Genomic DNA, 25,716 nt, shown 5'->3' on the forward strand with positions numbered 1-25,716 from the left:
TAAAATATAATTGTAATGGTATATAAGTACAATATACATACAATTATTATTGGGGGAGTAAATATGAAGCAAAATTCAGTACAAGATTTAACCCTATTGGGGCTATTAACAGCCCTGGTGGCGGTTTCGACAATGATTATCAGTATTCCTGTTCCCAGTACCGAGGGCTTTATTCATTTGGGGGACAGTATGATTTTTTTAACTGCGATCATCTTTGGAAAAAGAAAAGGGGCCATAGCAGCGGGGCTTGGTTCTGCCTTGGCCGATATTTTATTGGGCTACACCCATTGGGCTTTACCAACCTTAGTCATTAAAGGATTAATGGGTTATTGGGTAGGGGCCATTGCCCGGCAGAATGAAGATCAATTACTGCAGATTAGAAATATAACAGCCCTATTGGTTGGGGCCCTCTGGATGGTATTTGGCTATTTTATTGCCGGTGCCGCCCTAAAGGGCAGCTTCCTGGTATCGTTGACCAGTGTACCAGCCAATCTGCTACAGGGCTTTGGAGGGGCTTTACTGTTTGTACCGATAGGAATAGGCTTTGCCAAAACAAAATATTTAAAGAAATATGCTGCAAAGTAGTTGGGAAAAAAGATATGCGATAGGCCATATCTTTTTTCTTTGTGGAGATAATACAGTAGATTAGGTTTAATTCCAGCTTTGGAATTGACAGAAAAACAATAAAAAGATAAAATCAAAAAGGCAAATAAATTGAGATATTCAAATTACATAATAAAGGAAGAGGAAAAATGTCAGAAGAAAAGCTGAGCTTTATTGAAGAGGTTCGCAGAAGAAGAACCTTTGCTATTATTTCCCATCCCGATGCGGGAAAAACCACCTTGACAGAAAAGCTATTATTATATGGGGGCGCTATTCGTTTAGCAGGGTCGGTTAAGTCCAGAAGAGCGCAAAAACATGCGGTTTCCGACTGGATGGAAATAGAGAAGCAGCGGGGGATTTCAGTTACATCCAGTGTACTTCAATTTGACTACAATGGATTTTGTATTAATATTCTTGATACACCCGGTCACCAGGATTTTAGTGAAGATACCTACCGTACCCTTATGGCGGCCGATAGTGCGGTAATGGTAATTGACTGTGCCAAAGGGGTAGAGGATCAAACGAAGAAGCTGTTCCATGTCTGTAAGATGAGAGGAATACCTATCTTTACCTTTATCAATAAGCTGGACAGAGCCGGAAAGGACCCCTTTGAGCTGATGGAGGAAATCGAAAAGGTATTGGGAATTAGGTCCTATCCTATGAATTGGCCCATTGGCACCGATGGTAATTTTAAAGGGGTATATAGCCGCAGAAAAAAACAAATAGAGCTATTCAATGACGGAAACCATGGGCAATCTATTGCTGAGATCGTCTCGGGGGATTTAGCCGATGAAAAATTAAGGGAGCTGTTGGGCGAAGCCCTTCATCGGCAGCTTCAAGAGGAAATAGAATTGTTGGATATGGCAGGGGATGAATTTGATTTAGGTCAAATAGAGAAGGGAGAATTAACGCCGGTTTTCTTTGGTAGTGCCATGACTAACTTTGGTGTACAGCCTTTTTTAGAGTCCTTTCTAAGCCTTACCTCCCCACCCCTTGGTCGTGAAAGCAATTTAGGGGTGATCAATCCTGAAACCGAAAACTTTACAGGCTTTATATTTAAAATACAGGCCAATATGAACCCAACCCATCGTGACCGGATTGCCTTTTTAAGAATATGCTCAGGCAAGTTTGAAAAAGGAATGACTGTCAATCATGTTCAAGAAAATAAAAAGGTACGCCTGGCCCAGCCCCAGCAATTTTTGGCCCAGGACAGAGTCGTGGTAGAGACGGCTTATCCCGGTGATATTATTGGAATTCATGATCCTGGAATCTTTAAAATTGGTGATACACTCTGTGAGGATCAATCAAAAATTCAATATGAAGGGATTCCAGTTTTTGCCCCTGAGCATTTTGCAAAGGTATTTGCTAAAAATTCCTTAAAACGAAAGCAATTTTTAAAGGGAATTAATCAATTATCCGAGGAAGGAACCATTCAGGTCTTTAAAAGACCCAATATTGGAGTAGAGGAATTGATCATTGGTGTAGTGGGTGTTTTACAATTTGAAGTGCTGGAATATCGCTTAAAGAATGAATATGGTGTCGACATCGTTATGGATAGACTGCCTTATCGATACATACGATGGGTAGAAATGGAGGGCTTTGAACCCGATACCTTCGGTGTCACCATGGATACAATGATTGTTCATGATGAGGACGAACACCCGGTGCTGCTGTTCCAAAATGAATGGTCCATTGAAAGGGTTAAGGAAAGAAATAAAAATGCGGTATTGAAGGAAATCTCATTAAGAAAATAATAGATAAATTTCGACCCATTGGCTATGAAAAAGCGTCAATGGGTTATTTTTGTGTCAATAGATAAAATTCCTTCATTAACTATTAAATAGGTTTAATTACTATACCTGTGGTTATATAATAAAATAGATTAATAGAAAAAGTAATATATGGAGCGTGATGTGATGAAGGCGTTATTTACATATGACTATGGTCAGGAACAAATGGAGGCGATTGCCCGATTAGGTTATGAGCTAGACGTTGTCAGAGAAAAAGAGGCGGCTGAATACAGTAAGCTGCCTGATGTCGATGTACTGGTATGCTATAATCCCTTTGATACCCTTGACATTACGAAAATGAAAGGCTTAAAGTGGATTCAACTGTCCAGCATAGGGGTTGACCAAATTCCCAGGGAAGCGGTTGAAAAGCAGGGAATTATTGTCACCAATAATCGGGGAGGGTACAGTATTCCCATGGGTGAATGGATTATATCAAAAATCCTTGAAATCTATAAGAAAAGTAATGTTTTCTACAGGCAGCAGCAGCAAGCTCTTTGGAGATTGGAAAAAGATGTTTTAGAGCTCTATGGAAAAAAGGTTGCCTTCATTGGAACCGGCAGCATTGCCAAAGAAGCTGCTAAACGATTACAGGGCTTTGAAGTAGAAATAATAGGAGTCAATACTGACGGTCACAGTACTGAGTTTTTCCATCACTGCTATGGCATTGATGAACTAAATCATGTTCTAAAAATTAGTGATGTTGTCGTAATTACTATTCCCTATACGGCTAAAACCCATCACCTGATTAATTTCAGCGCTTTAGGGCAAATGAAGGAAGAAGCAGTCTTAATTAATGTCAGTCGCGGAAGCATCATTGACCAACAGGCCCTGGTAAAATCCCTTGAGGGTGGGAAATTTCTAGGTGTTGCCCTGGATGTTTTTGAAGAAGAGCCATTAAGCCAGGATCACCCCCTGTGGCAAATGGAGAGGGTTTTGATTTCACCCCATAATTCCTGGGTTTCCGAGATGAGAAACGAAAGGAAATATCAGACAATCCTTGAAAATATGAGGCGGTTTAAAGACAATGAACCCCTTCTTAATGTAGTCAATTTAAATAAAGGCTATTAGTCTCTAAGGCCTTAACAGGTATAATGGCATGTTTATCCTCATATATATGGACTGAATAAGATTTTGATCCAAATTTCAAGGGGAGGGGATTCATGTGCTAACCTGGATTGCATTAATACTGACGATTATCGGGGCACTTAATTGGGGACTAGTGGGCTTATTTAATTTAGATATGGTTGAAGGATTATTCAGAGGCAGAAGAAGCCCTGTTGGCAGACTGGTGTATATTTTAATCGGCCTATCGGGACTATTGACATTACTAAAGGTCTTTCTTAAAAAATAGATTGGGAAAAGGGACAGTGCTACTGTCCTTTTGTTGTGGAAAAAAGAAAATCCCCAAAAATTATAATATGCATATAATGTAATCATACCACTGAAAGGAGGATTTAAGTGACCTATTACTATTCTTATCCCTACCCATATAGCGTTACGACGCAGCAGCAGCTACCCCCTGTGCCAGATTGCCCTGGCGGCACGATTTATACTGTCAGACCCGGCGATACAATGTTTAGGATAGCCAATGAATTTACTATTAGTCTGCAAAGCTTACTTATCGCCAATCCTCAGGTGCGTAACCCCAATATTCTCTATCCAGGTCAGGAACTGTGTATTCCTGCCATTGTTACGCCGCCTCCACCGGTACCCTTTTGTACCGAAGGAACAATTTATACAATACAAAGGGGAGATACACTATTCTCTATTGCCAGGAATTATGGCATCACAGTTCAGCAGATGATACAGGCTAACCCTCAAATTGCAGATCCCAATTTGGTTCAAGTGGGTCAGCGGGTATGCATTCCAGTGATTCTGAAGCAACAGGCTACAGGAATTTCTAAAATTGATTTGGAGCCATTAAGGCAGGATAAAATCACAGGAGTAGCCTTGTTAGATTCCTCTGAACTTACCCTGTGGATAGCGGTTTTTGGTTTGCCTGCCCCGGCTGAAATCAACCCGGATTATTGTACTTATCGAGCCTGGCTTGTTAAAGACAGCCAAAGTTATCTTCCAATTGAATTAAAATTCAGTGGCGAACCGGGCATTGAAGTGGCATATGAAAAATTCAATTCAAATTTTGAGGGTTATACGCAAATCCTTGTAACTGCAGAAAAAACCTTAAACCCTAAAGAACCTACGGGCTCAAGACTTCTGCAGGGCTCCCTTGGAATCAGTCAGCAACGGCAATAAAAAAATGATCCTGCGGTAAAGCCGCAGGATATTTTTTGTAAAAAACCTGTAATATCAATAAATCCCTAGAGAAGGCTACTTTATGTTATAATAAAGGACGAATGACAATACATAGCAAATGAGGGATGAGGATGAAAAAAATAATTGGAAATCTGTTGATTCTATTATTGATAATGGCCAACAGCAGCTATGTCAGTGGCGGCCAAAGGATCTTAATGATGTCTGATATTGACAAGCATTGGATAAAGGATTATCAGGCAGATTTGTATTTATTGCAGCATTTACAGATTTTTAGCGGCTATTCCGATGGCAGCTTTCGACCTGATAACCAAATTACGAGAGAGGAATTTGTAAAAATATTGATCACTGCCCTTGGCCCCATACAGGAGAAAGAATTTAGCAGGATTTCCTTTCATGATGTTGAAGGGGATCGCTGGTCCCACCCCTATATAGAAGAAGCCATCGAAAGGGGGTTATTACAGACAGCCGATTATCAGGGCTATTTTAGACCTCAGCAGCCCATCACCCGTCAGGAAATAGCTGTTCTGATTGCCAGGGCCCTTCAGAAGCCTGATGCAACCGCTAATGAGACAGGCTTTATTGATCAAGATGAAATTGACGCCTGGGCAAGACCCTTCGTGGCCTATGCCGTTGAAAGAGGTATTATCAATGGTTATGAAGCAGCCCAGGGAACATATTTTGGACCTGGCAGGACTGCCACCAGGGCAGAGGCTGCTCTGATGATTACTCGACTCATGGAGCAAATTAATTCATTGAAAAAAACAGGCTTCTATGCCATTGATTCCTATAAGCAGCTAGATACTGTGAAAGAGTTCCAGGAGGTGGCCTTCGGGTGGAGTGCCTTGATCAGAAATGAAGATGGCAAGGTTGGCTTTACCATGAATAGCAGGGAAAGCAGCCATCGATTGCCTAATGGTTATCAGGAGCCCCTGGACTTTGCCCTTCAGTCTGGTGTAAAGAGAACCTTGATGCTTACAGAAGCCAGAACTGATCTAATTTATCAATTATTAGAGGATCAGGAGGCCCAAAATGAAGTTATTACCGCCATTGTTAATTCACTGGAGCAGTATGGCTTTACGGGTATTGTAATGGACCTTGAAAATATAAGAAATACAGAAAAGGGATATGCCAGGGCCTATGCTGATCTGTTGAGGAATCTAAAGAAAGCACTTGAGCCCCACAATTATCAGCTTACTGTCGCAGTTCAGCCCAGGAATGTGGTAGGCTATTATGATGGCTTTGACTATAAGGCCATTGGTGAGATTGCCGATGAAGTAATTATAATGGCCCATGATTATTATGATCGAAGAAGCACCAGCCAATTAACCGATCACGCACCTTTTTTGAAGGTGAAGGAGGCCCTTACAGATGCCTTAAAGGATATACCAAAGGAAAAGGTCATTTTAGCCCTTCAAATCGCCGGGGGAACCCAATTCAGAATTGACAGCAATCAATCAGCCACCCTTCATACCCCTTCTATGAGTACTATTTATAGGGCTTTGAAGGAACGAAAGGGGCAGCAATCCTTTGATTACCAGACCATGACACCAACCTTTGCATTTTATGATGAAACGACTCAAATAAATAACAAAATTCGGTATGAAGACTACCATAGTTTAAAAAGCAAGGTATTATTGGCAAAGTATTATGGGATAAAGGGAGTCTCCCTATGGCGAATTGGAGAAATACAATCAGAGATGCTGCCATTGTTTACAATAAAATGATAAATATTAAATCTATTTAAGGAATTAAGCTATAGAGACAAAAAATATAGTATAATAGAAATGTAATTTAGCCGTATTATCGCTAACCTATTAATGATCTATAACCACTAAGGGGGACCAAGGCTATGGATTTAAAAAAGCATACCATGGTATGCGTAACACAGCAAAAGACCTGCGAACGATTAATTAAAAAGGGTCAGGAAATAAAAAGAAAATTGGGAGGCGACCTGTTGGTTGTCCATGTGGCGCCTGAGGGCTACAATATACTGGGCAATACCCATGAAGATGAAGCCCTTGAATATTTGTTTGATATTTCCAAATCCGTTGAAGCAGAAATGACCGTATTGAGGTCTACTAATGTAGAAAAAACCATTACAGATTTTTGTTATAAAAACAACGTTGCCAGAATCATTATGGGCGAATCCCTAGAGGCTTCGCCGGAGAGCAACATGATTGTCCGTTTGGAGAAAAAATTGGGAGATGATGTTAAAATTTTGGTGATCCCAACAGAGTAAGATAGCCTGTACATGAAAAGGCAAAAAAGCCAGTGATCAAAGGGCAATGAAAAAATGCCAATGATCCTGGCTTTTTAAAGATGCGTACCAATGCTTGAAATCACATGGCTTTGAATAATTATGATGTAAGCGACATATTATATGATGAATCATTGTGTAAAAAAGGTTCCTATAACTGGGTTAAATAAAATACCTTTAACCATGGATAAAAAGAGATAACGTTTCGGAGATGATGAATATGAATATGAATCGTGGAGGCCTGCCCTATCGGGCCTATTCCGCCTATCTAAAGGAAAAATATAAGGAAAAGGTATATAAGCTCCCCGTAAACCTCCCGGTCACTTGTCCAAACCGTGATGGAAAGCTAGGGAAAGGGGGCTGTACTTTTTGCGGTGAAGTTGGAGCAGGCTTTGAAAATCTACCTAATTGCCTTTCCGTATCAGCTCAGCTTAGACAAAATATGGAGTACATTCGAAAAAGGTATAAGGCTCGAAAATTTATTGCTTATTTCCAAAATTACAGCAACACTTACCTGCCTGTAAAAGATTTTGAAATGTATATGAGGGAAGCCCTTTTGGAAAATGTTGTAGAGCTATGTATTTCAACCAGACCCGATTGCATTACGGGTGATCATCTGGCTGTATTAAAAAAAATTAGCGAAGAGCATAAAATTACCATTAGTATTGAACTGGGTCTACAAACCGTAAATTATCATACCCTCAAAAAAATAAACCGTGGCCACGGCCTGGCAGAATTCATCGATGCGGTACTTCAAATTAGGAACTATGGCTTTGAAATTTGCGCCCATTTAATCTTGAATTTGCCATGGGATACCATGGAGGATGTAATAGAAAATGCCAAGGTTCTTTCAGCCCTGAAAATACAACAGGTGAAGCTTCATGCCCTTTATATCATGGCTGATACCGTTATGGGTGATCAATATCAAAATAAGGAGTTTACCATGATTTCTGTGGAGGAGTACCAGGAAAGGGTTATGGTCTTTTTGGAATATTTAGCCCCTTCCATTGCGGTTCAACGATTAATTGGCAGAGCCCCAGAAGAAAATGCCCTATTTGTCAACTGGAATCAAAGCTGGTGGCGAATTCGAGATGAAATTCATTCAAAAATGCAGCAGCAGGGGCGATTTCAGGGAAAAAAGGCAGATTATTTGGGGGGAAAAGCATTTAATTAAATGATTTACCAGCAGGAAACCGAAAAGGAATATCGAATTGTAAAAATAAATAGAATATTTTAACAATTGCTATGAGGATATTTTTGGAGGAGGTTGGGCTGATGATAAAAATCATTATTGGTAAAATGGGTTCAGGAAAGACCAGACAGCTGATAGAGGAGGCAAACGAGGCTGTTAAGCGGGCCAAGGGTCATATTGTATACATTGATCGGAACAACAATCATATGTTTCAAATCGATTATCGTATTCGCTTTACCGGCATGAAGGACTATCACATTAACGATCATGCAGGGTTTTACGGTTTTTTGAGTGGTATAATAGCGTCAAACTATGATATTGAGGGCATCTATGTAGACGGTCTTAATGAAATCACTAATTCATCTCCACTGGAGCTGGAGGACTTTTTTCAAAAGCTGGGAAGGCTTGAGCTGAAATATAATGTCAACTTTACCTTTACCCTTCCCATGGAAGAGACAGTACCGGATTATTTGCATCAATATAAGCTTCATGAAGTAAAGGCTGAATGAAAAATATAAAAAGGGCTTTTATAAAGAAGCATCAATTCAAGATAGCTATTTGGAGGCTATCTTTTTTTATTTTCTATAAAAGTTTTCTGTTATTAAATTAGGGCGTGTCTGAAAACCCACTCAAGGGCATCTTTTACCGCTTTTTTGTCCCACGCAGCGTTGCTTTTCCTTGACGTACTCCTGGTATGCCTTCAAAAAAGCGCCTTGCTTGGAACAAAAATTCAGTAAAATCTGCACCCTTCGGAGTATTCAGACACACCCTAGACTCTAAAAAGTTGTCCTTATTTTTAAAGGATGGCTTTTTTGTTTTTTAAGGTGTGATTAATTGTTGTATACTTAAATATTATTAGTTTTTTATTCCAAAAAAATAGAAAAAAGTATGTAATAAATAAGAAATATGCTATATAATATTATGGGATAATGAATGAGGAGGCTAAAAAATGATAAAAATAGGAATTAATGGATTTGGTAGAATTGGAAAGGCAGCCCTGAGGGCTTCCTTGGAAAAGAATATGGGGGTAGAAATTGTGGCCATCAACAGTACCAGTGGCCCCGAAAAGCATGCCCATTTATTTAAATATGATACAAATTATGGTGTTTTTCATCAGGAGGTGACAGCCCAGGATCATCTATTAAGGATTGGAGAAAAACAGATACCCTTTACATCCCATCGTGACCCTGCTGACATTCCTTGGGCTTCGTTGGGGGTAGAGGTTGTTTTGGAATGTTCAGGGCACTTCTTAAGCTATGAAGCCGCCGCCAGGCATCTGCAAGGAGGGGCGAAGAAAGTGATTTTATCTGCCCCTGGTAAGGGTGAAGGGATTAAAACCATTGTAATGGGTGTCAATGTTGAAAGCTATCATAATGAAACTGAACATATTTTATCCAATGCTTCCTGTACCACCAATTGCCTTGCGCCCATTGTGAAGGTACTTCATGATTCATTTTACGTAGAGTCGGCATTAATGACAACTGTTCATGCCTATACCAACGATCAGCGTATCTTAGATTTACCCCACTCAGATTTAAGAAGGGCCAGGGCGGCAGCAGAATCAATTATTCCCACCACCACCGGGGCAGCCAAGGCTGTAGAACTGGTTATACCATCCCTGAAGGGGAAAATTAATGGTATAGCCATGAGGGTTCCCGTTCCTGTTGTTTCCATTGTGGATGTAGTGGCTCAGTTAAAGCGGGCGGTAACGGTGGCAGAGGTGAATCATGCCTTAAAATCTGCGGCTCAAGGTCATATGAAGGGGATATTGGGCTACACTGAGCTGCCCCTGGTATCGGTAGACTATAAAAAAGACCCTCGTTCCGCTATTGTAGACGGATTATCAACCATGCTGGTAAAGGATAAAATGGTGAAGGTGGTGGCCTGGTATGATAATGAGTGGGGATATTCCAATAGATTGTTGGAATTGGCCGCCTATGTAGGCAATCAATAGGATCTGTGACTGCTATCGGGGATTCCATAGCAGTTTTTCCTTTTATTTTGGCGAAATGAACAGAAAGTATAATTTAAACAAAATAAAGCATTTTAATAATATTAACAGTATAATAAAAAATTGATCATGAAAATTCAATTTTAACGTTAAATTTAACACCAGATGCTTTTCCCAGAAGATAGAATTAATGATATAATAGTAGGGGTATTGGATAAAAGCCCAAAAGCATAAAAATATTGATTGAATCGGGTAGTGGGGTGATTAGATGCAGTATGTGGAATGGAAAAAGTTTTTAATACCGTATGAACATTCCGTAGAGGAATTAAAGGTTAAATTTAAAAGCATCAGAAACGAGCTTTTAACCTTGGGTGAGTACTCACCCATTGAGTTTGTAACCGGTAGAGTAAAAAAGGTTTCAAGTATATTGGAAAAGGCCAAAAAATTGGATATAGATATGGATGAAATCGAAGAAAAGATTGAAGACATTGCAGGAATCCGTATCATGTGTCAATTTGTTGAGGATATTTATACCGTGGTAGATTACATAAGGGAACGGGACGGAAAGGATTTAGAAATTCATTCCGAAAAGGATTATATCAACAATTTTAAGGAGAGCGGTTATCGAAGCTATCATGTCATTATTCGATACCCTATTCAAACAGCCCTTGGTTCCAAAAAAATTTTAGCAGAAATACAAATTCGTACCCTGGCTATGAATTTTTGGGGAACCATAGAACATTCACTAAAATATAAGTATAAGCATAATATACCGGAGCATATTAATGACAGGCTGAAGAAGGCTGCCGACGCCGCCTTTCAGTTGGATCAAGAGATGTCTGAAATACGCCACGAAATTAGACAGGCTCAAAAAATGTTTGAGGTTAAGTCTAATACCGTCTCTAGTATTTTAAGAAATATTCAGCTTCTTTATTTAATGGGAAAATCAAAGGAGGCTGCGGAGTTTCAAGAGCGCTTTAATTCAGTATGGGATAAGGGTGATGTTCGGGCATTGAAAAAGCTCTCGCAGGAAATTGGGGCCTATAGTGAGCGATATGAAGTATTTGAATAGACGATGTAATCAATAGAAATGGAGAATAACGATGGCATTATATGGTATTGCAGACTTGCATTTGAGCTTTGATCAGCCAAAGCCAATGGATATTTTTGGAGACCACTGGTTTAAGCATTATGAGAAAATTAAAGAAGACTGGATGAGTCGAGTAAAGGCTGATGATACAGTTTTAATTCCCGGAGATATTTCCTGGGCCATGAAGCTAAAGGATGCTATGGTGGACTTAGAATGGATTCAGGAGCTGCCTGGTAAAAAAATACTGATTAAGGGGAATCATGATTATTGGTGGGGCAGTATATCAAAATTGAATCAACTTTTTGAGTCCATGATTTTTCTTCAAAATAGCTTCCATCCCTATCAAGATTATGCTATATGCGGTACCCGTGGATGGATTTGCCCCAATGAATCACGGTTTACAGAGCAGGATGAAAAGATATATTTAAGAGAAGTGCAGCGTTTAAGGGCATCCCTGGGACAGGCCCATCGGGCGGGCTATCGGAACAAAATTGTGATGCTCCATTATCCTCCCACCAACGATCAACTGGAACCCTCTTTATTTACAGACCTTTGTCAGGAATTTGAGGTAGAACAGGTGGTCTACGGCCACCTTCATGGTGAAGATGCCTACGATGCTGGGCTGAAGGGAAACTATCAAGGGATTCAATTTAATTTAATTTCCTGTGACTACTTAAACTTTAATTTGCACTGCTTATTAAGGGAATAGCAAAGGAAAGGACTGGAAGCAAAGAATGAATAAACAGAATTTGATGAAACTGAAGCTCTTTTTATCGGGCCTTCAAGAAAGACTAAAGGAAGGCTATGATATTTTCCTGGAATTGGAACTCAATTGTACTTCTGGTTTAAAAAAATTTAAGGGGAAGGGAACACCGGTACCTCAGGGTATCTCCTTTAACTTTAATGGAGTGACCAAGGTGCTGTCGCCCATATCTTTAATGGATGAAATATTGTCAATTGCCTCCCAGTACGATGAAATGGAAATTCATTATCGGGAGAGAGGCACAACGATTCTAATTAAGGGAGACAATAAGAACGTAAAAATTAAATATGAGGATCAGCAGACAAAGGAATCACCAGAGCATTTTTCAACGGCCCAAATTACCGATCGAGACTACTTAATTAAAGTGGGGCCTGCCAGTGATCTTTTAAGGGAAATTGGAATTTTAAGTCAAAATGGTAAAATCAAAAACGATATGATTCGAAAATATAATCAAATTGATCATTTTGTTGCTTTAATCAAAGACCTTTTAGAGGAAATGGATGAGGAAGAAGAGCTTACGGTATTGGACTGTGGCTGCGGCAAGTCCTATTTGAGCTTTGTATTAAATTATTACCTGACGGAAGTGATGAAGAAAAAATGTCATTTTATCGGGCTAGACTACTCTGCCGGAGTTATTGAATCCTCAAAAAAAATGGCCCAGGCTTTAAAGTATCGTAATATGACCTTTTACCAAGAGGATATTAAAAATTATATTCCAGATCGGGATATCCATTTGGTAATCAGTCTTCATGCCTGTGATACTGCCACAGATATGGCCCTGGCCCTGGGAATACGATGTAATTCCAAGGCAATTGTATCGGTGCCCTGCTGCCAGAAGGAAATATTAAACCAATATCATTATGAACCCCTTCAGCCTATATTAAAGCATGGAATACTTAAGGCCAGAATGGCAGATATTTTGACAGATGGACTAAGGGCACTGCTGCTTGAGGCCAAGGGCTATCGAGTTTCCATTGTGGAGTATATTTCGCCCCTGGAAACTCCAAAAAACTTACTTTTAAGGGCCATTAAAACGGGTTACGGTGACTCAAGGGCGATGGAAGAATATCAACGATTGAAATCAACCCTGGGGGTATCGCCTTCCCTGGAAAAATATATATATTAATTTATTTTATAGAAAGCCACTGTTTTTTGAGCAGTGGTTTTATATTGTATTGATAGCAGGAAAATCCTTTATCTTGGTGAATATAATTTAAATAGAAATTGACTTAAACGGAGGATAATGGCATGGGTAAGAGGAATTGTCTGCTTTACTTTTTTCTGATTTTATTGGTTATGATGCTATCGGGCTGCCGTCAACAGAAAAATACTGTACTTTCCCTTTCAGAGGAGCAAATCATGGCCCATATCGACATATTGACTTCGCCAGAATTCCAGGGAAGAATGGTGGGAACATTGGGAAATCAAAAGACTGTGGACTACATTGAAGACTACTTTCAAGCCATTGGACTAACCCCGTTGACCGACGGCACCTATAAAAGGGATTATCCTGCTGCCACCTTTCAATGGAAGGGGGAGCCTATTTTACAGGTAATTGATCAGCAGGGAAGCTTGATTGCAGTATACGAAGAAGGAAAGGATTTTATTGTCAGGCTGGATCATAACAGCTATGGCGGTCACTTTGAGGGAGGGCTGCTTCAGGTTAAAAATGGCCGGGAGGTTTTGACAACATCAGATATGTTTAGTCAACAGGCGGTATTAATTGATTTTGCTGACCCCGCCATTAATCAAATACAATATAGCGAGGAGCAAATCGGAAGCCGACTGGAGGCAGAAAAGGCAGGAGCCATCATCTATCGGGAGGATGATGTACAAAGGTACAGAATTGATTTAGGAAGTAAAAATAAAAAGATCCTGGATAAAGGCATCATTAAGCTGGGGGTAAATGATGCTGTCTTCGGCCAGTTAAAGGCCTTTCAAGAGGCAGGTTATGGAGTAACCATTGAGGTTCCCGTAGAATTTTATGATGCCAGGGCGGAAAATATCTATGGAATCATACCTGGGAAAAATCCTTTATACGAAGAATATATTATCATTGCTACCTCCATTGATGGTTTAGGGTTAAACAGCAGGGGGGAGCATTATCCTGGGGCTTCAGATAATGCCGCCGCCACAGCCCTAATGCTGGAGCTGGCCCGGGCCATGAAGGAAGGAGAACTAAGGCTGGATGCTACGACGGTTTTCGCTGCCTTTAACGGAAAGCATACGGGGAATGTGGGGGTAGAATATTATTTCAGCCAAGGGCTTTTTCCACCGGAAAAGACCAGGGTGATTTTTCTCGATCAAATTGTTCCTCAAACAGAGGAGGCTTTGTTGATTGGTACCTTTTTAAATCCAGTGATTAAACGTACCAATGCGGGGGTTATGTTATGGGAATTGGAGAGAAGCCTGGAAGTAATGGGAATTCCCTATGAAAGCAATACCAGCCTTCAAACCGGCCAATATATGGCCTTTAGAAACCAGGGGGTTTTGGCAGCCAATATAACCTATGGTGAGCATTGGCCCATTGGAACCCTTGCAGATACCAGCAATAAAATTAACCCTGTTCAGATTAGATCTATCGGTAATCTACTATTTTATCATTTACAGGAAATTGGCTTTATTCAACCCTTCACCGAGATTAAATATATGATAGTGGATATTGCTGGTATTTTAATTTTCGGTATTACCCTGGGACTCTATAAATATTGGCTGATCAAGAAGTCTAAGCCATCAAAGAATTTCCTTAAAAACTGGCTTCAAGATACACCTGTACTCTTTGGCTATTCAGTTTTTACCATAATGATAGCTATATTGGCCTGGCAATCAAGATACAGCTTAAGCCTTTCAGTGGTATCTCAGGAGGCGATTAAGCCAACATTAAAGGATTTCATACTGGCATTTCTCAATAATATCTTCTCATCATTGCAGATGCTGACTATTTCATTGTTTTTTCTGATAATAGCCTTATTCGTGTTGCTATTAATATTGCAGGTTAAATTTAGTGAAATTCTGAAGCAACGGACATTTATCATCATTGCTTTGACAGGAACCATTATTTTATATCTTGTGCTTCTGGGCAATCTCTTTACCTATGATTTTACCATTCTTTGGCCTCAATTAATTTCCATTAAAGGAAGCCATTATTTGATTACAGTGGTATTTGGCATAATTAGCCTGCTATTGACGGGGGTATACCGTTATGAAAGGAAGAATGAAAATAGCCTGAAGCTGGCGCTCCTTTGTATTACTTTATTTTTAGTCTTTATTACCTTTACCTATAGCCCCTATATTCTGGCTAAGGATATCTTTGATCTGCGGGTTACGGGAGGAAACCTATGGCTATAGATGATATTGGCCCCAATTATTGATAAAGAACGGCCTCTTGATGAATTTTTCTAATGTAAGGTATACAGACACTAATGACGATTAAACAGCTAAAGAGATAGGGTGAAAAAAGGGAGACCTCAATGGTTTTGGCTGAAACAAGGCCCAGTAAACCTCCCAATGGGGTTAATAGATGGAATACGCCTATAAAAATAACCCGATAGCTGCTGGAGAAAAAGTCCCAAAGAGAATCATACAGACAGGGAATTAGAAGGCCGTAGGCAGCTCCCACAAGGCCGGTGGGGATTAATTTGAAGTAGGGGCTTCCGCTTAAGGTGAAAAGACTTAGGGAAAAGGCCAATAGTAAAAATCCCATTAAAATTCCCTTTGAATTTCCTATTATCTCGGCTATTCTACCTAGCCTTGTGTTCAAGGATAGGCCTAAAATGGATAAAAACAAAAAGGCATAAAAATTAGCCCAAAGACTTTCCTTTGCGTCCAGAATAAGATGCTGATATAAAAAGCCCAGGGTAAAGGTGGCTGTTATCACGGCCAGTAAAGACAGTCCCACGGTATTGAAATTAATCTTGCTGCTTGGTAATTTAATCTTTAGGGTTGGGTGATTCCAATAGCCTGCTAAAAATAACAGCAAAGCCCCTGTAAAGGCATACAAAAATATTAGTCCGTAAAGATTCCATTGATTATTTAATAGACTTGATAACCAGGGGGCGGCCATTAAAATACATACACCTGGTATAATCAGAAATGAGCCGATCTGGCAAAGCTCAGATCGAAAGTCGGTTCGTTTGGTGGATTCAGCCAGTACCAGAAAAAGCAGGGTTACGTTGATAAATACGGCTATTCCATGAAACCAATTAAGAACTAATCGGGCTTCGGGGCTTGAGAATAGAGTATGGCAGCCATAAATAACGGAAGTCCAAATAAAGGATATACCAATGGCAGTACGATGAACTTCGAGGCTCCATATGATAGCCGACAACAGTAAACCAATCAAAAAAGCCAGTAGATAGCTCCAGTGGAAAGACCAATTAAAAGTAGGTAATCGATTGGGGGAACTGTTAGGCAGCCCCAGGCTGCCCAATTGATTTAGCAGATCTAAAAAAAACACCGTCAGGGCCAGGGTCAGCAAGGTTTTTTGCAATGCTTTCATTTATTTTCCCCTCCTTAAAAGAAATATTCCTTATTAGCATTGCCTAATTTCCTTAAACCATTCCATCTTAAGTTAAAGAAAAACCCAATAGAAAACCACACCCTATTGAGTGTGGTTTGAGGATATCCATCAAATATTGAATTAAAGGGTATTGCTGCTTCCTAACACATTTTTGATCTTGTGCTTAACCATTTCCTTTATGGCAGTTCGACCAACGCCTAAATATTTTCTTGGGTCAAAGTTCCCTGGGTCTTCTACTAAGGATTTTCTTATGGCGGCAGTTAAGGCGAGCCTTAGGTCAGTATCAATGTTGATCTTGCACACCCCATATTGAGAAGCCTTACGAAGCATTTCTTCCGGTACACCCTGGGCCCCTGGAATATCGCCGCCGTATTGATTGCACATTTCAACAAATTCAGGCAATACGGTGGAAGCACCATGAAGTACCAAGGGGAAGTTTGGAAGCAATCGAGTAATTTCTTCTAATCTCTCAAAATCCAGTTTTGGTTCACCTTTAAACTTGTAGGCACCATGGCTGGTACCAATGGCAATGGCCAGGGAGTCTACACCGGTTCTTTCTACAAATTCCTGAGCCTGTTCAGGATTGGTATAGCTCGCATCCTTTTCACTTACCTTGACATCGTCCTCTACACCGGCCAAGCGTCCAAGCTCTGCTTCCACCACTACGCCCTTGCTGTGGGCATAATCCACTACCTTTTTTGTCAGAGCAATATTTTCCTCAAAGGGGTGATGGGAAGCATCGATCATGACCGAAGTGAAGCCATCATCGATACATTGCTTACAAATTTCAAAGCTGTCACCATGATCCAGGTGAAGTACGATAGGGAGTCCAGAGTCAATTTCAGCAGCTTCCACCAGCTTTTTTAAATAGGTAGGATGGGCATATTTTCTTGCTCCGGCTGAAACCTGCAAAATTAATGGTGAAGCCTCTTCCTTGGCGGCATCAACAATTCCCTGGATAATTTCCATATTGTTGACATTGAAGGCACCAATGGCATATTTTCCTGCATAGGCCTTTTTAAATAATTCAGTACTGGTTACTAATGGCATAGGGTATTCCTCCTAGTTTGTTTTTTAATCCTCTGCTATGTATCTATATCTAGGTCTGAACAAATATAAAAGGGTCTGTATTACTAAATTTTATCATATTATAGGAAATGCAGTCAATTAGTCGACCTTGATAAATTTATTCTACAGCGACTTATGGTAAAATGATACCATTATTTTTAATGTTGCGTTATTTTTGTAAAAATAATATCAATTTTTTATAGTTTGTCACTATTATTTTTATCCAAAATAAAGTAAAATAAAATAAAGAAGTTGATAAAGTGGGTAGGTATGAAGAAATTTATTTTTAAGTATAAAACGCTATACTTAAAGAATTAGAATTGGGGTGATAGAGGATGAAAGTTAAGGCACATATACCCAATATGTTTACGTTTTTAAATTTATCCCTGGGAATATTAGCAATTATAAGTATTTTAGGAGAAGCCTACAGGGCTTCCGCACTATTAATTCTCCTGGCTGCCTTTATGGATCGTTTTGATGGCAAGCTTGCCAGAAAGCTGGATGTAGAGAGTGAATTGGGAAAAGAGCTGGATTCCCTCTGTGATTTAATTAGCTTTGGGGTTGCACCTGCCATATTAATATGGAGCTATAAGCTGGCAGATTTTGGTTTTGTAGGCACATTAATTATTATTTTGTTTGCCCTATGTGGTGCCTATCGGTTAGCAAAATTCAATATCGTTGAATTTGATGGTGTCTATATGGGAATACCCATCACCATCAGTGGGGGAGTCGTTGCACTTATGACCCTTTACTCCATAAACTATACGGTGAATATATATTTGATAGTCATGATTATGATTTTCTTATCTTATTCCATGATCAGTAAAAAAATCCGACTGAAAAAAAGATAGCCATGGGCTCCTGCGGGAGCCTTGATTTATTTTTAAATAGCATTAAAAGTAAGAATACAATTTTTAAGCAGGTATAACCTATAGTATTAGGCTTTTTAAAGTAGGATTATTCCAACAAGCTTTCTAAAACTAAACAAGTATCGTTGTAAAGGGTGTTGACATTGAAATATGAACCGAGGGAAAATATCTTTCAGCTTTTCTTTAAGGCAAAGGAAGGTTTGATACAGCAATTTAAAAAGGGGGATATTTCCAAGAAGGAGTATATAGAGGAGGGTTTTTTAGACATCCAAAGACTGAATATAAAGCCCTTTAAGCGGGTTGACAGCTTTGAAAAGGCCATATTTAACTACCAGTATTATAATACCATGGCAAAATATTATTATTTGAAGGCTAACGAAATAAAGGCCTATGGAAAGCACATGGAAAAGTATAAGGAGTTTTTAGGTCTGGTGGATGACTACTATTATAAAAAGGATAGAGCCACCCTGAGGGCCATTGAGGTATTGGAATATTGGGGAGTAGAGGCCTACTACATTCAGGTCAGCTCAAAGCATTTGAAGCACAAACTATATGAAATCATTTTCCATGATCACAAAGAGGTCATACTCCATTCAACCAGTCAATGGCTCTTGAATCGATTGCAGCAGGAGGGTATTTTTAAAGAGGGAATCAAGCGCTCTTTGATAGAAAACTATGTAAATGAAAAATATTAAAGGAGGCTTTACTTATGCCGCAAATCAAGGTAAGGGGTATTTCACCAGAAAAACTATGTCAAATTGGTGAGAATTTAATTGAAGAATTGGCTCAGCTGATTGATTGTCCCAAGGATCATTTTGAGCTGGAATATTTTCAAAGCTTAGCCATCAGAGGGGGTAGTATTGAAGCAGCAGCACCCTTTGTAGAAATTGCCTGGTTCGATCGAGGACAGGAGCTACAGGATCAAGCTGCCAAAATCATCACTAGATATGTTCATGATCTGGGCTTTGCCGATGTAGAACTGGCCTTTACCTATTTTAAAAGGGAAAACTATTATGAAAATGGTAGCCACTTTTAGCTTGGAGGCAGTATAATGGCAAAGACACAACGGTTAGATAAAATACTAGTCCATATGGGCTACGGGTCCCGTAAAGACATCAGAGGACTGTGTAAAGCAGGGGTGGTTACCGTAGACGGGGACACCGTAAAGGACAGCAGCCAGCACGTAGACCCGGCCTCTAGTATAATTAAGGTGGGGGAAGAAGTTGTACAGTATCGGAAGTTTGTCTATCTAATGATGAATAAGCCCCAGGACGTAATCTCTGCCACTGAGGACCTGAAGCATAAAACTGTTATTGATTTGCTGGCTTCAGAATACAAATCCTTTTCAGTTTTTCCCGTAGGAAGACTAGACATTGACACCGAAGGCCTACTGCTGCTGACTAATGATGGCCAACTGGCTCATCAATTATTGTCACCTAAAAGACATGTGGCTAAGGTCTACTATGCACGGATTATGGGAAGGGTAACGTTGGCAGACCAATTGGCTATTGAAGCCGGAGTAACCTTGGATGATGGCTACCGAACATTGCCAGGGCAATTAAATATAGTTGATTCGGGCGAGGTTTCAGAAATTGAATTAACTATTTATGAAGGAAAGTTTCATCAGGTTAAAAGGATGTTTGAAGCCCTGGGAAAACAGGTGATTTACCTAAAGCGGGTTTCAATGGGCCCCCTCTCCCTAGACCCTGATCTTGAATTGGGGTCATACCGTGAATTAACTAATCAGGAGCTGGCTCAATTAAAGGAAGACTCTTAAATAGGATAAAAAGGGAATTTAATGCCCAGCCTAATGATCAAGGCTGTAAAATAAGGCCTTTGATTTGAACAATAAAATAGGATATAATATAGTGACTTAAGGACGGTCACTATATTTTTTATTTTTGCAGACAATAGGATTAAGCCATAAAAATTATAGGAGTGAATGCTTGATGAAAAGAAAGGATATTGTAGAATTTACAATTGAAGATACACATTTTGGCGGTAAGGCAGAAGGAACGGTGGATGGTGTAAGAATTAAGGTAAAGCATGGTATTAAAGGTCAGACCGTAAGGGCTGTGATCAAAAAAATAAAGAAAAATCAGGCCGAAGGAAAAATTTTAGAGGTGGTTAAACCTTCTCCCCTGGAAAATCAAGAGACCTGTAGCCATTTTGGGGCCTGCGGCGGCTGCTTTCAACAGGCAGTAGACTACCAGGATCAGTTAAGCGAAAAGGAACGTCAGGTAAAGGCTCTCTTTGAAGAGGCAAACCTTAATACCTTTCAATGGCTGCCCATAGAAGGCAGTCCTAAAGCCTTTGAATACCGCAACAAGATGGAGTTTTCCTTTGGTGATGAAGAAAAGGGCGGGCAGTTAAGTTTGGGAATGCACAAAAGGGGGAAGCACCATGATATTGTAACCGTTAATGAATGTATGATTATGGATGAAGATTATCGAAGGATTTTACAGTATATATTGACCTATTTCAGAGAAAAGAAAATTCCTTATTATCATAGCATGAGACATCAAGGATATTTGCGTCACCTGGTGGTGAGAAAGGCCCATTATACCGGGGAAATTCTAGTGAATCTCGTTACCAGCACCCAATTAACCCTTGACCTTCAAGAATTGGTTGAAGGGCTGAGGGATTTGCCTCTAAAGAGTACTATGGTCGGCTTTTTACATACTTTGAATGACAATTTGTCTGATACCGTTCAAAGTGACCGAACCGAAGTTCTCTTTGGCCGGGATTATATTATGGAAAGGCTGCTGGGTATGGTTTTTAAAATCTCTGCCTTCTCCTTTTTTCAAACCAATACCCTGGGGGCAGAAAGGCTCTATGAGGTAGTGAGGGACTTCGTCGGCAATGCCCAGGACCAAAGGGTATTTGATCTTTACTGCGGTACAGGCACCATTGGACAGTTGGTGGCTCCCAAGGCTAAGGAGGTCATAGGCATCGAGATTGTAACGGAGGCTGTGGCCGCCGCCGAAGAAAATGCCAAACTGAATGGCTTAACAAATTGTCACTTTATTGCTGGTGATGTTCGAGAAAAGGTAAAGGAGCTACCCCAGAGGCCAGATTTAATTATTCTCGACCCTCCCAGGGCCGGTATTCATCCCCAGGCCCTGCAGGATGTTATTAGCTTTGGAGCAGAGCGAATTGTGTATGTTTCCTGCAACCCCAAAACGCTGGTTAATGATCTAAAGGAGCTGGTGAAGGGAGGCTATGAAATTAAGCAGGGGAGGTGTGTTGATATGTTCCCGCATACACCGCATGTGGAGTGCGTAATAGGAATGCAAAGGAAAGATACCTAGAAATCCTTTGTTTTCAATATGTTGAGAGGTATGCTACCTTTATACAAACTGGTGAAAATAGCAAGCAAAAGAGGGTTAATAATTCAATCGAAGTGTCCGTAGTAATCGAGGTAGAGTGCGTAGATATATAACCATAACTGAATAATGATTTTCAATACACTTGTTTCCAAGAGAAGCAGGTGTATTTTTTTATCAAGGAGGACTACCGCCCATGGCAAAAATAAAAAAAGAATTCAAAACAAGGTTTGCAACGGTTTCTAATGATTTCTTTTCGATAAACGAATGGGTATAGCAGAATAAGGACTACTCATTACAATGTTAGGTAACTCGTATCTGCTAAAAATTACAAATGCAACAAATATAAGGATAGTTTTATAGACTGCTTTGTTTTTGTATTTGCTTTTTTTTTACTTATATTTAATTTATTGACATATTAGGTTTATGATGTTAATATGGATATAGGTTGAATCGACGTCGGAGCCTAAATACTAAAAAAGGAGATTATATAATGAAAAAAATAGTAATTTTAAGTCTAACTTTAACTTTAATTTTAAGTTTTAATTTATTTAACTTTTCATATGCACAAGAAAAAGTTGATATTTATGATATTCAGTATACAACAGATTATTATGATATAAGCAAAGCCAATAATGATTTACAGTCGATGAATACTACATCTCAAAATTCTACTCAGTCAACTTATATGTTTAGTTATTCTGGTAACTTTAATCATTTAATCTATACATCAAGTAGTATACGAGTTAAACAAGGGGATAAGATAGACCTTAGAGCTAAACAGAAAACAAATAACAAAGATTACCCTAACTTATATGTAGAATATGTTTTCGTGAATAAAGGCGATAAAGCTAATGATCCAAAAGATGATATAAATGTATCGCAGTTTTTGGAATTTAAAAATACATCTGGGATAGATTATTCATTGAAAACAGCTGTATTAGAAGTTGGGAGCAATGCAGGTACTGGAATTGATGCTCATTTACGTATGTGGAATTTAAATAACTATGACGGACGCTTAACTCCATCTCCAACAATGATCAAAGTTACGGGTGATGTTTATAAACAATAGTTGTATTAAATAGTTAATTAAATAGTTTCATTAATACTCAACACGGACTATTAATTAATAATATAGTATTATAGTTCGTGTTGAGTTGTGGATTAAATGATATTCTGTTCAGTTAATGAAATAAATATAAAAAAGGGGTAACACATTATGCAATTATTTACAAAAAATAAAAAGAATATTTTAATTATTGGTATTGTTTTAATATTCTTTTTAATATGTTTCATTTCTTATAGCAAAGCTCAAAATAATAGGAAATCACTAATTATTACAGTTCCATATAAAGAGTATAAGGAAGATTTGGAATTTTATGTAATAGAAGATTTTAAGAAAAATAATAAAGATATTGATATACAGATTAATTATTTATATGATGATTTCAAAGATGACTTTGAGTTAGATTATAATGAAAGCATCTTAGAAAATTTACCTAATAGTGATGTATATTTAGGTATTACTTTCAGTCAATATTTTTCACTATATGATTCGAACAAGTTATTTCCTCTAGATAAATTATTTAGTACTACTGATTTTGATCCATCATTAATATTCGAACCTATATATAATTCCTTACAAAAAAATAATCATATTTATGCCATACCTATGGGTTTTTATTCCTATGGACTTGCGTATAATACTGATATTTTTAACGAGCTAAATATACAGTATCCTCATGAAGGAATAACATGGGATGAAGTTATGATTTTGTCTAAGCAAATAAAAGAAAAATCGCAATATTTTGGAATAGCATTAAGTAATCAAGAAGTTAACAATTTAGCTAAAACTTTAAATATATTAACATATCCATTACAAGATTCTTTCTATATTATAAAGGACAATTCTTTTGTAATTAATGAAAATAGAGCTATACCATTTATTTATTATTTGAAAGATGGTATACGAGGAAAATATATTGCACCCTCAGTGGTAGATTTTTTCAAAGGCAATACAGCAATGGCGTTTGTTGGACTTTATGACTTTGACCTCTATAACAATTCATGGGATAAGAAGAGTTTTGCAGAAATTGACTACAATATTATCCAAGCACCATTTTTTGATGAGGCAAAAACTAATACATATATATTACCAGGTGATATGCTATGTATTTCTCATTATAGTAATGAAAAAGAAGCAGCATGGAGATTTATTGATTATGTAGTAAGAAATTATTACAAAAGGTATGATTCGGGTACTTATGGATGGTTTCCTGTGTACAAAGATGGTTCTAAAAGTATTATGAATAAACATTATGAGTTTGATTTTAGTGTTTTCTATGGTAAGGGTAATGTAATTGAGCAGACTCTTCCAATAGTCAATGCAGAAAAATTATATGAGTTTAATGAAATAGTATCTAAATACACATATGATTATATATTTAATGATTTATCAATTGATAATTATTTTGAATTTGTGAAGAATGAATTAACAAAAACTATAAACTAAATACGTGGTGAGATTCTTGAAGAAAGAGTTAATTCCTTTAAAATTTGTTTGAAATGAAAAATAAGGATTCTTTGTATATTAATATAATAATAATTTTTGTACACCATTTGTAAGTTATAATATTAGACTAAATATATGGACTTTAACGTATAGGATTGTTAGTCAAAGATAAGATTTGTTGTACATGTCTTATATACTTAAAAGTAATTTAGATAGTATTTTCTATGGTATTCCATCATGACGAAAGGGATGAACATAATTATGGACATAATTACCCATGCAACTGCGGGGATATGCATTACGTATATGGTTGCAGGATACAAAAGAAACAGTTTAACGATAAAGGAGAAATCGGTTCTTCTAGTCTCAGGTGCTTTTGCTGCAATTACACCTGACATAACCAAATATTTCGGCGATTTATTGGGCCATTCCCTTCTGATAGCACCTATAATTGTGTTGCCAATAGCTTATTTAAGTAATTTATTGCTAAAAGAGTTTCGATTTAGAATTTTGTGGTTAAGTTACTTACTTTCAGTAGTCTTTGGCCATATATTATTAGATTTTCTTCACAATGGCGTTGCCCTTATCTACCCTATTACTCAATCTGAATTATCATATCACATAATCAACACATTTGAATTATGGATACTAATGCCTTTAATGTTTTCCGTGCTTTCAATCCTATTGTTTAAAAAGCCTTATAAAATAGTGGCTTCTTTAATTGCTGTATTAGTATTATTCTTAGGTGTAAAATCCTTCTATCGAGCAGGATTAATAAATCAATTAAATACCTTATATGCTGATGACAAGCCAAGGGAGATAATATTACAAGTAAGTAAAAGTTTAAGATGGCCCTATATGATCAGAAGCAATTATTTTTTTATCGATGGTGTAGCATCTGTAAATAATATTACTGAGGAAAATAGATTATTTTTAAGTGAAGATGGGTCAAAGGATGTGCTATTAATTTTAGAGGAAGATGAACAAAGATACATCATATGTAAACCTGCTTTTAATGATGGAGAACTAATTGAGTTTGAGGTATATTCACAAGAAGTAGAGGGTCATTGGAGAAGATTAGACCAAGAAACAGCTTTGAAAATAATACAGAAAAGTGAATTAATTAGTAATAGTTTTATGACTAATTAGATAAATGCCCCGCGGTAAAGGGAACTTTCCACTACCGTAGGGGCATTTTCTGTGTTAGATGAATTCTTTTCTGGGGGATAAAATTTTTTCTTGAATAAGATGGCCAACGCCGTGCTCCTCATTGGTCTTAACGATAAATCAGCAATTTGAATCACTGGTGCTGCACCGTTGCCCAGGGCTACCCCCAGGCCTGCAAATTTGATCATAGAAAGGTCGTTTAACTGATCACCCACCGCCATCACTGCTTCCCGGGAGATCCCGATGGTTTCTGTGATCCACTGAAGGGCAGCTCCCTTGGTGGCGTCAGGATGGAGCAGTTCCAGGTTGTGTCTATTACGTTTTAAAATTCCTTT

At 38.4% G+C, this 25,716-nt stretch carries 25 protein-coding genes; 22 read left to right on the forward strand and 3 right to left on the reverse strand.

Annotated elements, in window-relative coordinates; all coding sequences use genetic code 11:
- Positions 1–63: 63 nt before the first annotated feature.
- From ACYQ1I_RS12475 to ACYQ1I_RS12540, 14 genes are all read left to right on the forward strand, one after another.
- The gene (locus ACYQ1I_RS12475) at positions 64–585 is read left to right on the forward strand and encodes an ECF transporter S component (protein WP_459765798.1); all 522 of its coding nucleotides are present in this window, start codon (positions 64–66) and stop codon (positions 583–585) included.
- A 167-nt stretch (positions 586–752) separates the two neighbouring features.
- The gene (locus tag ACYQ1I_RS12480; RefSeq protein ID WP_459765800.1) at positions 753–2,357 is read left to right on the forward strand and encodes a peptide chain release factor 3; all 1,605 of its coding nucleotides are present in this window, start codon (positions 753–755) and stop codon (positions 2,355–2,357) included.
- Positions 2,358–2,519: 162 nt separating this feature from the next.
- Positions 2,520–3,461: a phosphoglycerate dehydrogenase gene (locus tag ACYQ1I_RS12485; protein WP_459765802.1), complete on the forward strand. Its 942-nt coding sequence runs from the start codon at positions 2,520–2,522 to the stop codon at positions 3,459–3,461.
- 94 nt (positions 3,462–3,555) lie between these two features.
- On the forward strand, positions 3,556–3,744 hold the full coding sequence (locus ACYQ1I_RS12490) for a DUF378 domain-containing protein (protein ID WP_459765804.1): 189 nt from the start codon (positions 3,556–3,558) through the stop codon (positions 3,742–3,744).
- 107 nt (positions 3,745–3,851) lie between these two features.
- The gene (locus ACYQ1I_RS12495) at positions 3,852–4,646 is read left to right on the forward strand and encodes a LysM peptidoglycan-binding domain-containing protein (RefSeq protein ID WP_459765806.1); all 795 of its coding nucleotides are present in this window, start codon (positions 3,852–3,854) and stop codon (positions 4,644–4,646) included.
- 131 nt (positions 4,647–4,777) lie between these two features.
- Positions 4,778–6,391 (forward strand): S-layer homology domain-containing protein, encoded by a 1,614-nt coding sequence (locus ACYQ1I_RS12500; protein ID WP_459765808.1) that lies wholly within the window; start codon positions 4,778–4,780, stop codon positions 6,389–6,391.
- Between the two features lie 125 nt (positions 6,392–6,516).
- On the forward strand, positions 6,517–6,906 hold the full coding sequence (locus ACYQ1I_RS12505; protein WP_459765810.1) for an adenine nucleotide alpha hydrolase family protein: 390 nt from the start codon (positions 6,517–6,519) through the stop codon (positions 6,904–6,906).
- 238 nt (positions 6,907–7,144) lie between these two features.
- On the forward strand, positions 7,145–8,098 hold the full coding sequence (mnmL, locus tag ACYQ1I_RS12510) for a tRNA modification radical SAM protein MnmL/YtqA (RefSeq protein ID WP_459765812.1): 954 nt from the start codon (positions 7,145–7,147) through the stop codon (positions 8,096–8,098).
- A 101-nt stretch (positions 8,099–8,199) separates the two neighbouring features.
- Positions 8,200–8,625: a hypothetical protein gene (locus ACYQ1I_RS12515; protein ID WP_459765814.1), complete on the forward strand. Its 426-nt coding sequence runs from the start codon at positions 8,200–8,202 to the stop codon at positions 8,623–8,625.
- Between the two features lie 440 nt (positions 8,626–9,065).
- The gene (gap, locus tag ACYQ1I_RS12520; RefSeq protein WP_459765816.1) at positions 9,066–10,070 is read left to right on the forward strand and encodes a type I glyceraldehyde-3-phosphate dehydrogenase; all 1,005 of its coding nucleotides are present in this window, start codon (positions 9,066–9,068) and stop codon (positions 10,068–10,070) included.
- A gap of 265 nt (positions 10,071–10,335) precedes the next feature.
- Positions 10,336–11,139, forward strand: coding sequence for a GTP diphosphokinase (gene yjbM, locus ACYQ1I_RS12525; protein ID WP_459765818.1), 804 nt, complete (start codon positions 10,336–10,338; stop codon positions 11,137–11,139).
- Positions 11,140–11,170: 31 nt separating this feature from the next.
- Complete coding sequence (locus ACYQ1I_RS12530) at positions 11,171–11,866, forward strand: metallophosphoesterase (protein ID WP_459765820.1); 696 nt, start codon at positions 11,171–11,173, stop codon at positions 11,864–11,866.
- Positions 11,867–11,891: 25 nt separating this feature from the next.
- Positions 11,892–13,046, forward strand: coding sequence for a class I SAM-dependent methyltransferase (locus tag ACYQ1I_RS12535; protein WP_459765821.1), 1,155 nt, complete (start codon positions 11,892–11,894; stop codon positions 13,044–13,046).
- Positions 13,047–13,168: 122 nt separating this feature from the next.
- Positions 13,169–15,268 carry a M28 family metallopeptidase gene (locus tag ACYQ1I_RS12540; protein ID WP_459765823.1) on the forward strand — a complete coding sequence of 700 codons (2,100 nt, stop codon included), beginning with the start codon at positions 13,169–13,171 and terminating at the stop codon, positions 15,266–15,268.
- A 16-nt stretch (positions 15,269–15,284) separates the two neighbouring features.
- Here ACYQ1I_RS12540 and ACYQ1I_RS12545 read toward each other — a convergent pair whose 3' ends face one another.
- Complete coding sequence (locus ACYQ1I_RS12545) at positions 15,285–16,418, reverse strand: hypothetical protein (protein ID WP_459765825.1); 1,134 nt, start codon at positions 16,416–16,418, stop codon at positions 15,285–15,287.
- Positions 16,419–16,559: 141 nt separating this feature from the next.
- Positions 16,560–17,489 (reverse strand): class II fructose-1,6-bisphosphate aldolase, encoded by a 930-nt coding sequence (fba, locus tag ACYQ1I_RS12550; protein WP_459765826.1) that lies wholly within the window; start codon positions 17,487–17,489, stop codon positions 16,560–16,562.
- A 353-nt stretch (positions 17,490–17,842) separates the two neighbouring features.
- Here fba and pssA point away from each other — a divergent pair, with 353 nt between their 5' ends.
- From pssA to ACYQ1I_RS12590, 8 genes are all read left to right on the forward strand, one after another.
- Complete coding sequence (gene pssA / locus ACYQ1I_RS12555; protein WP_459765828.1) at positions 17,843–18,358, forward strand: CDP-diacylglycerol--serine O-phosphatidyltransferase; 516 nt, start codon at positions 17,843–17,845, stop codon at positions 18,356–18,358.
- Positions 18,359–18,510: 152 nt separating this feature from the next.
- Entirely contained in the window at positions 18,511–19,071 is a 561-nt protein-coding gene (locus ACYQ1I_RS12560; protein ID WP_459765830.1) for a DUF6648 family protein, read from the forward strand.
- Positions 19,072–19,085: 14 nt separating this feature from the next.
- A complete protein-coding gene (locus ACYQ1I_RS12565; protein ID WP_459765832.1) occupies positions 19,086–19,412 on the forward strand; it encodes a DUF1904 family protein in 327 nt (108 codons plus the stop codon).
- A 15-nt stretch (positions 19,413–19,427) separates the two neighbouring features.
- On the forward strand, positions 19,428–20,153 hold the full coding sequence (locus tag ACYQ1I_RS12570) for a pseudouridine synthase (RefSeq protein ID WP_459765834.1): 726 nt from the start codon (positions 19,428–19,430) through the stop codon (positions 20,151–20,153).
- 172 nt (positions 20,154–20,325) lie between these two features.
- Positions 20,326–21,687: a 23S rRNA (uracil(1939)-C(5))-methyltransferase RlmD gene (gene rlmD / locus ACYQ1I_RS12575; RefSeq protein WP_459765836.1), complete on the forward strand. Its 1,362-nt coding sequence runs from the start codon at positions 20,326–20,328 to the stop codon at positions 21,685–21,687.
- A 508-nt stretch (positions 21,688–22,195) separates the two neighbouring features.
- A complete protein-coding gene (locus ACYQ1I_RS12580; RefSeq protein ID WP_459765838.1) occupies positions 22,196–22,774 on the forward strand; it encodes a hypothetical protein in 579 nt (192 codons plus the stop codon).
- A gap of 147 nt (positions 22,775–22,921) precedes the next feature.
- Positions 22,922–24,214 (forward strand): ABC transporter substrate-binding protein, encoded by a 1,293-nt coding sequence (locus ACYQ1I_RS12585; protein ID WP_459765839.1) that lies wholly within the window; start codon positions 22,922–22,924, stop codon positions 24,212–24,214.
- A gap of 261 nt (positions 24,215–24,475) precedes the next feature.
- On the forward strand, positions 24,476–25,363 hold the full coding sequence (locus tag ACYQ1I_RS12590; protein WP_459765841.1) for a metal-dependent hydrolase: 888 nt from the start codon (positions 24,476–24,478) through the stop codon (positions 25,361–25,363).
- Here the strand turns inward: ACYQ1I_RS12590 and ACYQ1I_RS12595 are convergent.
- Positions 25,360–25,710 (reverse strand): HAD hydrolase family protein, encoded by a 351-nt coding sequence (locus tag ACYQ1I_RS12595; protein ID WP_459768166.1) that lies wholly within the window; start codon positions 25,708–25,710, stop codon positions 25,360–25,362. The genes ACYQ1I_RS12590 and ACYQ1I_RS12595 overlap by 4 nt on opposite strands.
- Positions 25,711–25,716 lie beyond the last annotated feature (6 nt).

It is taken from the genome of Alkaliphilus crotonatoxidans (assembly GCF_054658015.1).

Excerpts from the sequence above, each read along its gene's own strand:
- ACYQ1I_RS12475 (WP_459765798.1), top strand. The coding sequence starts at position 64 with ATGAAGCAAAATTCAGTACAAGATTTAACCCTATTGGGGCTATTAACA.
- ACYQ1I_RS12480 (WP_459765800.1), top strand. The coding sequence starts at position 753 with ATGTCAGAAGAAAAGCTGAGCTTTATTGAAGAGGTTCGCAGAAGAAGA.
- ACYQ1I_RS12485 (WP_459765802.1), top strand. The coding sequence starts at position 2,520 with ATGAAGGCGTTATTTACATATGACTATGGTCAGGAACAAATGGAGGCG.
- ACYQ1I_RS12500 (WP_459765808.1), top strand. The coding sequence starts at position 4,778 with ATGAAAAAAATAATTGGAAATCTGTTGATTCTATTATTGATAATGGCC.
- ACYQ1I_RS12505 (WP_459765810.1), top strand. The coding sequence starts at position 6,517 with ATGGATTTAAAAAAGCATACCATGGTATGCGTAACACAGCAAAAGACC.
- mnmL (WP_459765812.1), top strand. The coding sequence starts at position 7,145 with ATGAATATGAATCGTGGAGGCCTGCCCTATCGGGCCTATTCCGCCTAT.
- ACYQ1I_RS12515 (WP_459765814.1), top strand. The coding sequence starts at position 8,200 with ATGATAAAAATCATTATTGGTAAAATGGGTTCAGGAAAGACCAGACAG.
- gap (WP_459765816.1), top strand. The coding sequence starts at position 9,066 with ATGATAAAAATAGGAATTAATGGATTTGGTAGAATTGGAAAGGCAGCC.
- yjbM (WP_459765818.1), top strand. The coding sequence starts at position 10,336 with ATGCAGTATGTGGAATGGAAAAAGTTTTTAATACCGTATGAACATTCC.
- ACYQ1I_RS12530 (WP_459765820.1), top strand. The coding sequence starts at position 11,171 with ATGGCATTATATGGTATTGCAGACTTGCATTTGAGCTTTGATCAGCCA.
- ACYQ1I_RS12535 (WP_459765821.1), top strand. The coding sequence starts at position 11,892 with ATGAATAAACAGAATTTGATGAAACTGAAGCTCTTTTTATCGGGCCTT.
- ACYQ1I_RS12540 (WP_459765823.1), top strand. The coding sequence starts at position 13,169 with ATGGGTAAGAGGAATTGTCTGCTTTACTTTTTTCTGATTTTATTGGTT.
- ACYQ1I_RS12545 (WP_459765825.1), bottom strand. The coding sequence starts at position 16,418 with ATGAAAGCATTGCAAAAAACCTTGCTGACCCTGGCCCTGACGGTGTTT.
- fba (WP_459765826.1), bottom strand. The coding sequence starts at position 17,489 with ATGCCATTAGTAACCAGTACTGAATTATTTAAAAAGGCCTATGCAGGA.
- pssA (WP_459765828.1), top strand. The coding sequence starts at position 17,843 with ATGAAAGTTAAGGCACATATACCCAATATGTTTACGTTTTTAAATTTA.
- ACYQ1I_RS12565 (WP_459765832.1), top strand. The coding sequence starts at position 19,086 with ATGCCGCAAATCAAGGTAAGGGGTATTTCACCAGAAAAACTATGTCAA.
- ACYQ1I_RS12570 (WP_459765834.1), top strand. The coding sequence starts at position 19,428 with ATGGCAAAGACACAACGGTTAGATAAAATACTAGTCCATATGGGCTAC.
- rlmD (WP_459765836.1), top strand. The coding sequence starts at position 20,326 with ATGAAAAGAAAGGATATTGTAGAATTTACAATTGAAGATACACATTTT.
- ACYQ1I_RS12580 (WP_459765838.1), top strand. The coding sequence starts at position 22,196 with ATGAAAAAAATAGTAATTTTAAGTCTAACTTTAACTTTAATTTTAAGT.
- ACYQ1I_RS12585 (WP_459765839.1), top strand. The coding sequence starts at position 22,922 with ATGCAATTATTTACAAAAAATAAAAAGAATATTTTAATTATTGGTATT.
- ACYQ1I_RS12590 (WP_459765841.1), top strand. The coding sequence starts at position 24,476 with ATGGACATAATTACCCATGCAACTGCGGGGATATGCATTACGTATATG.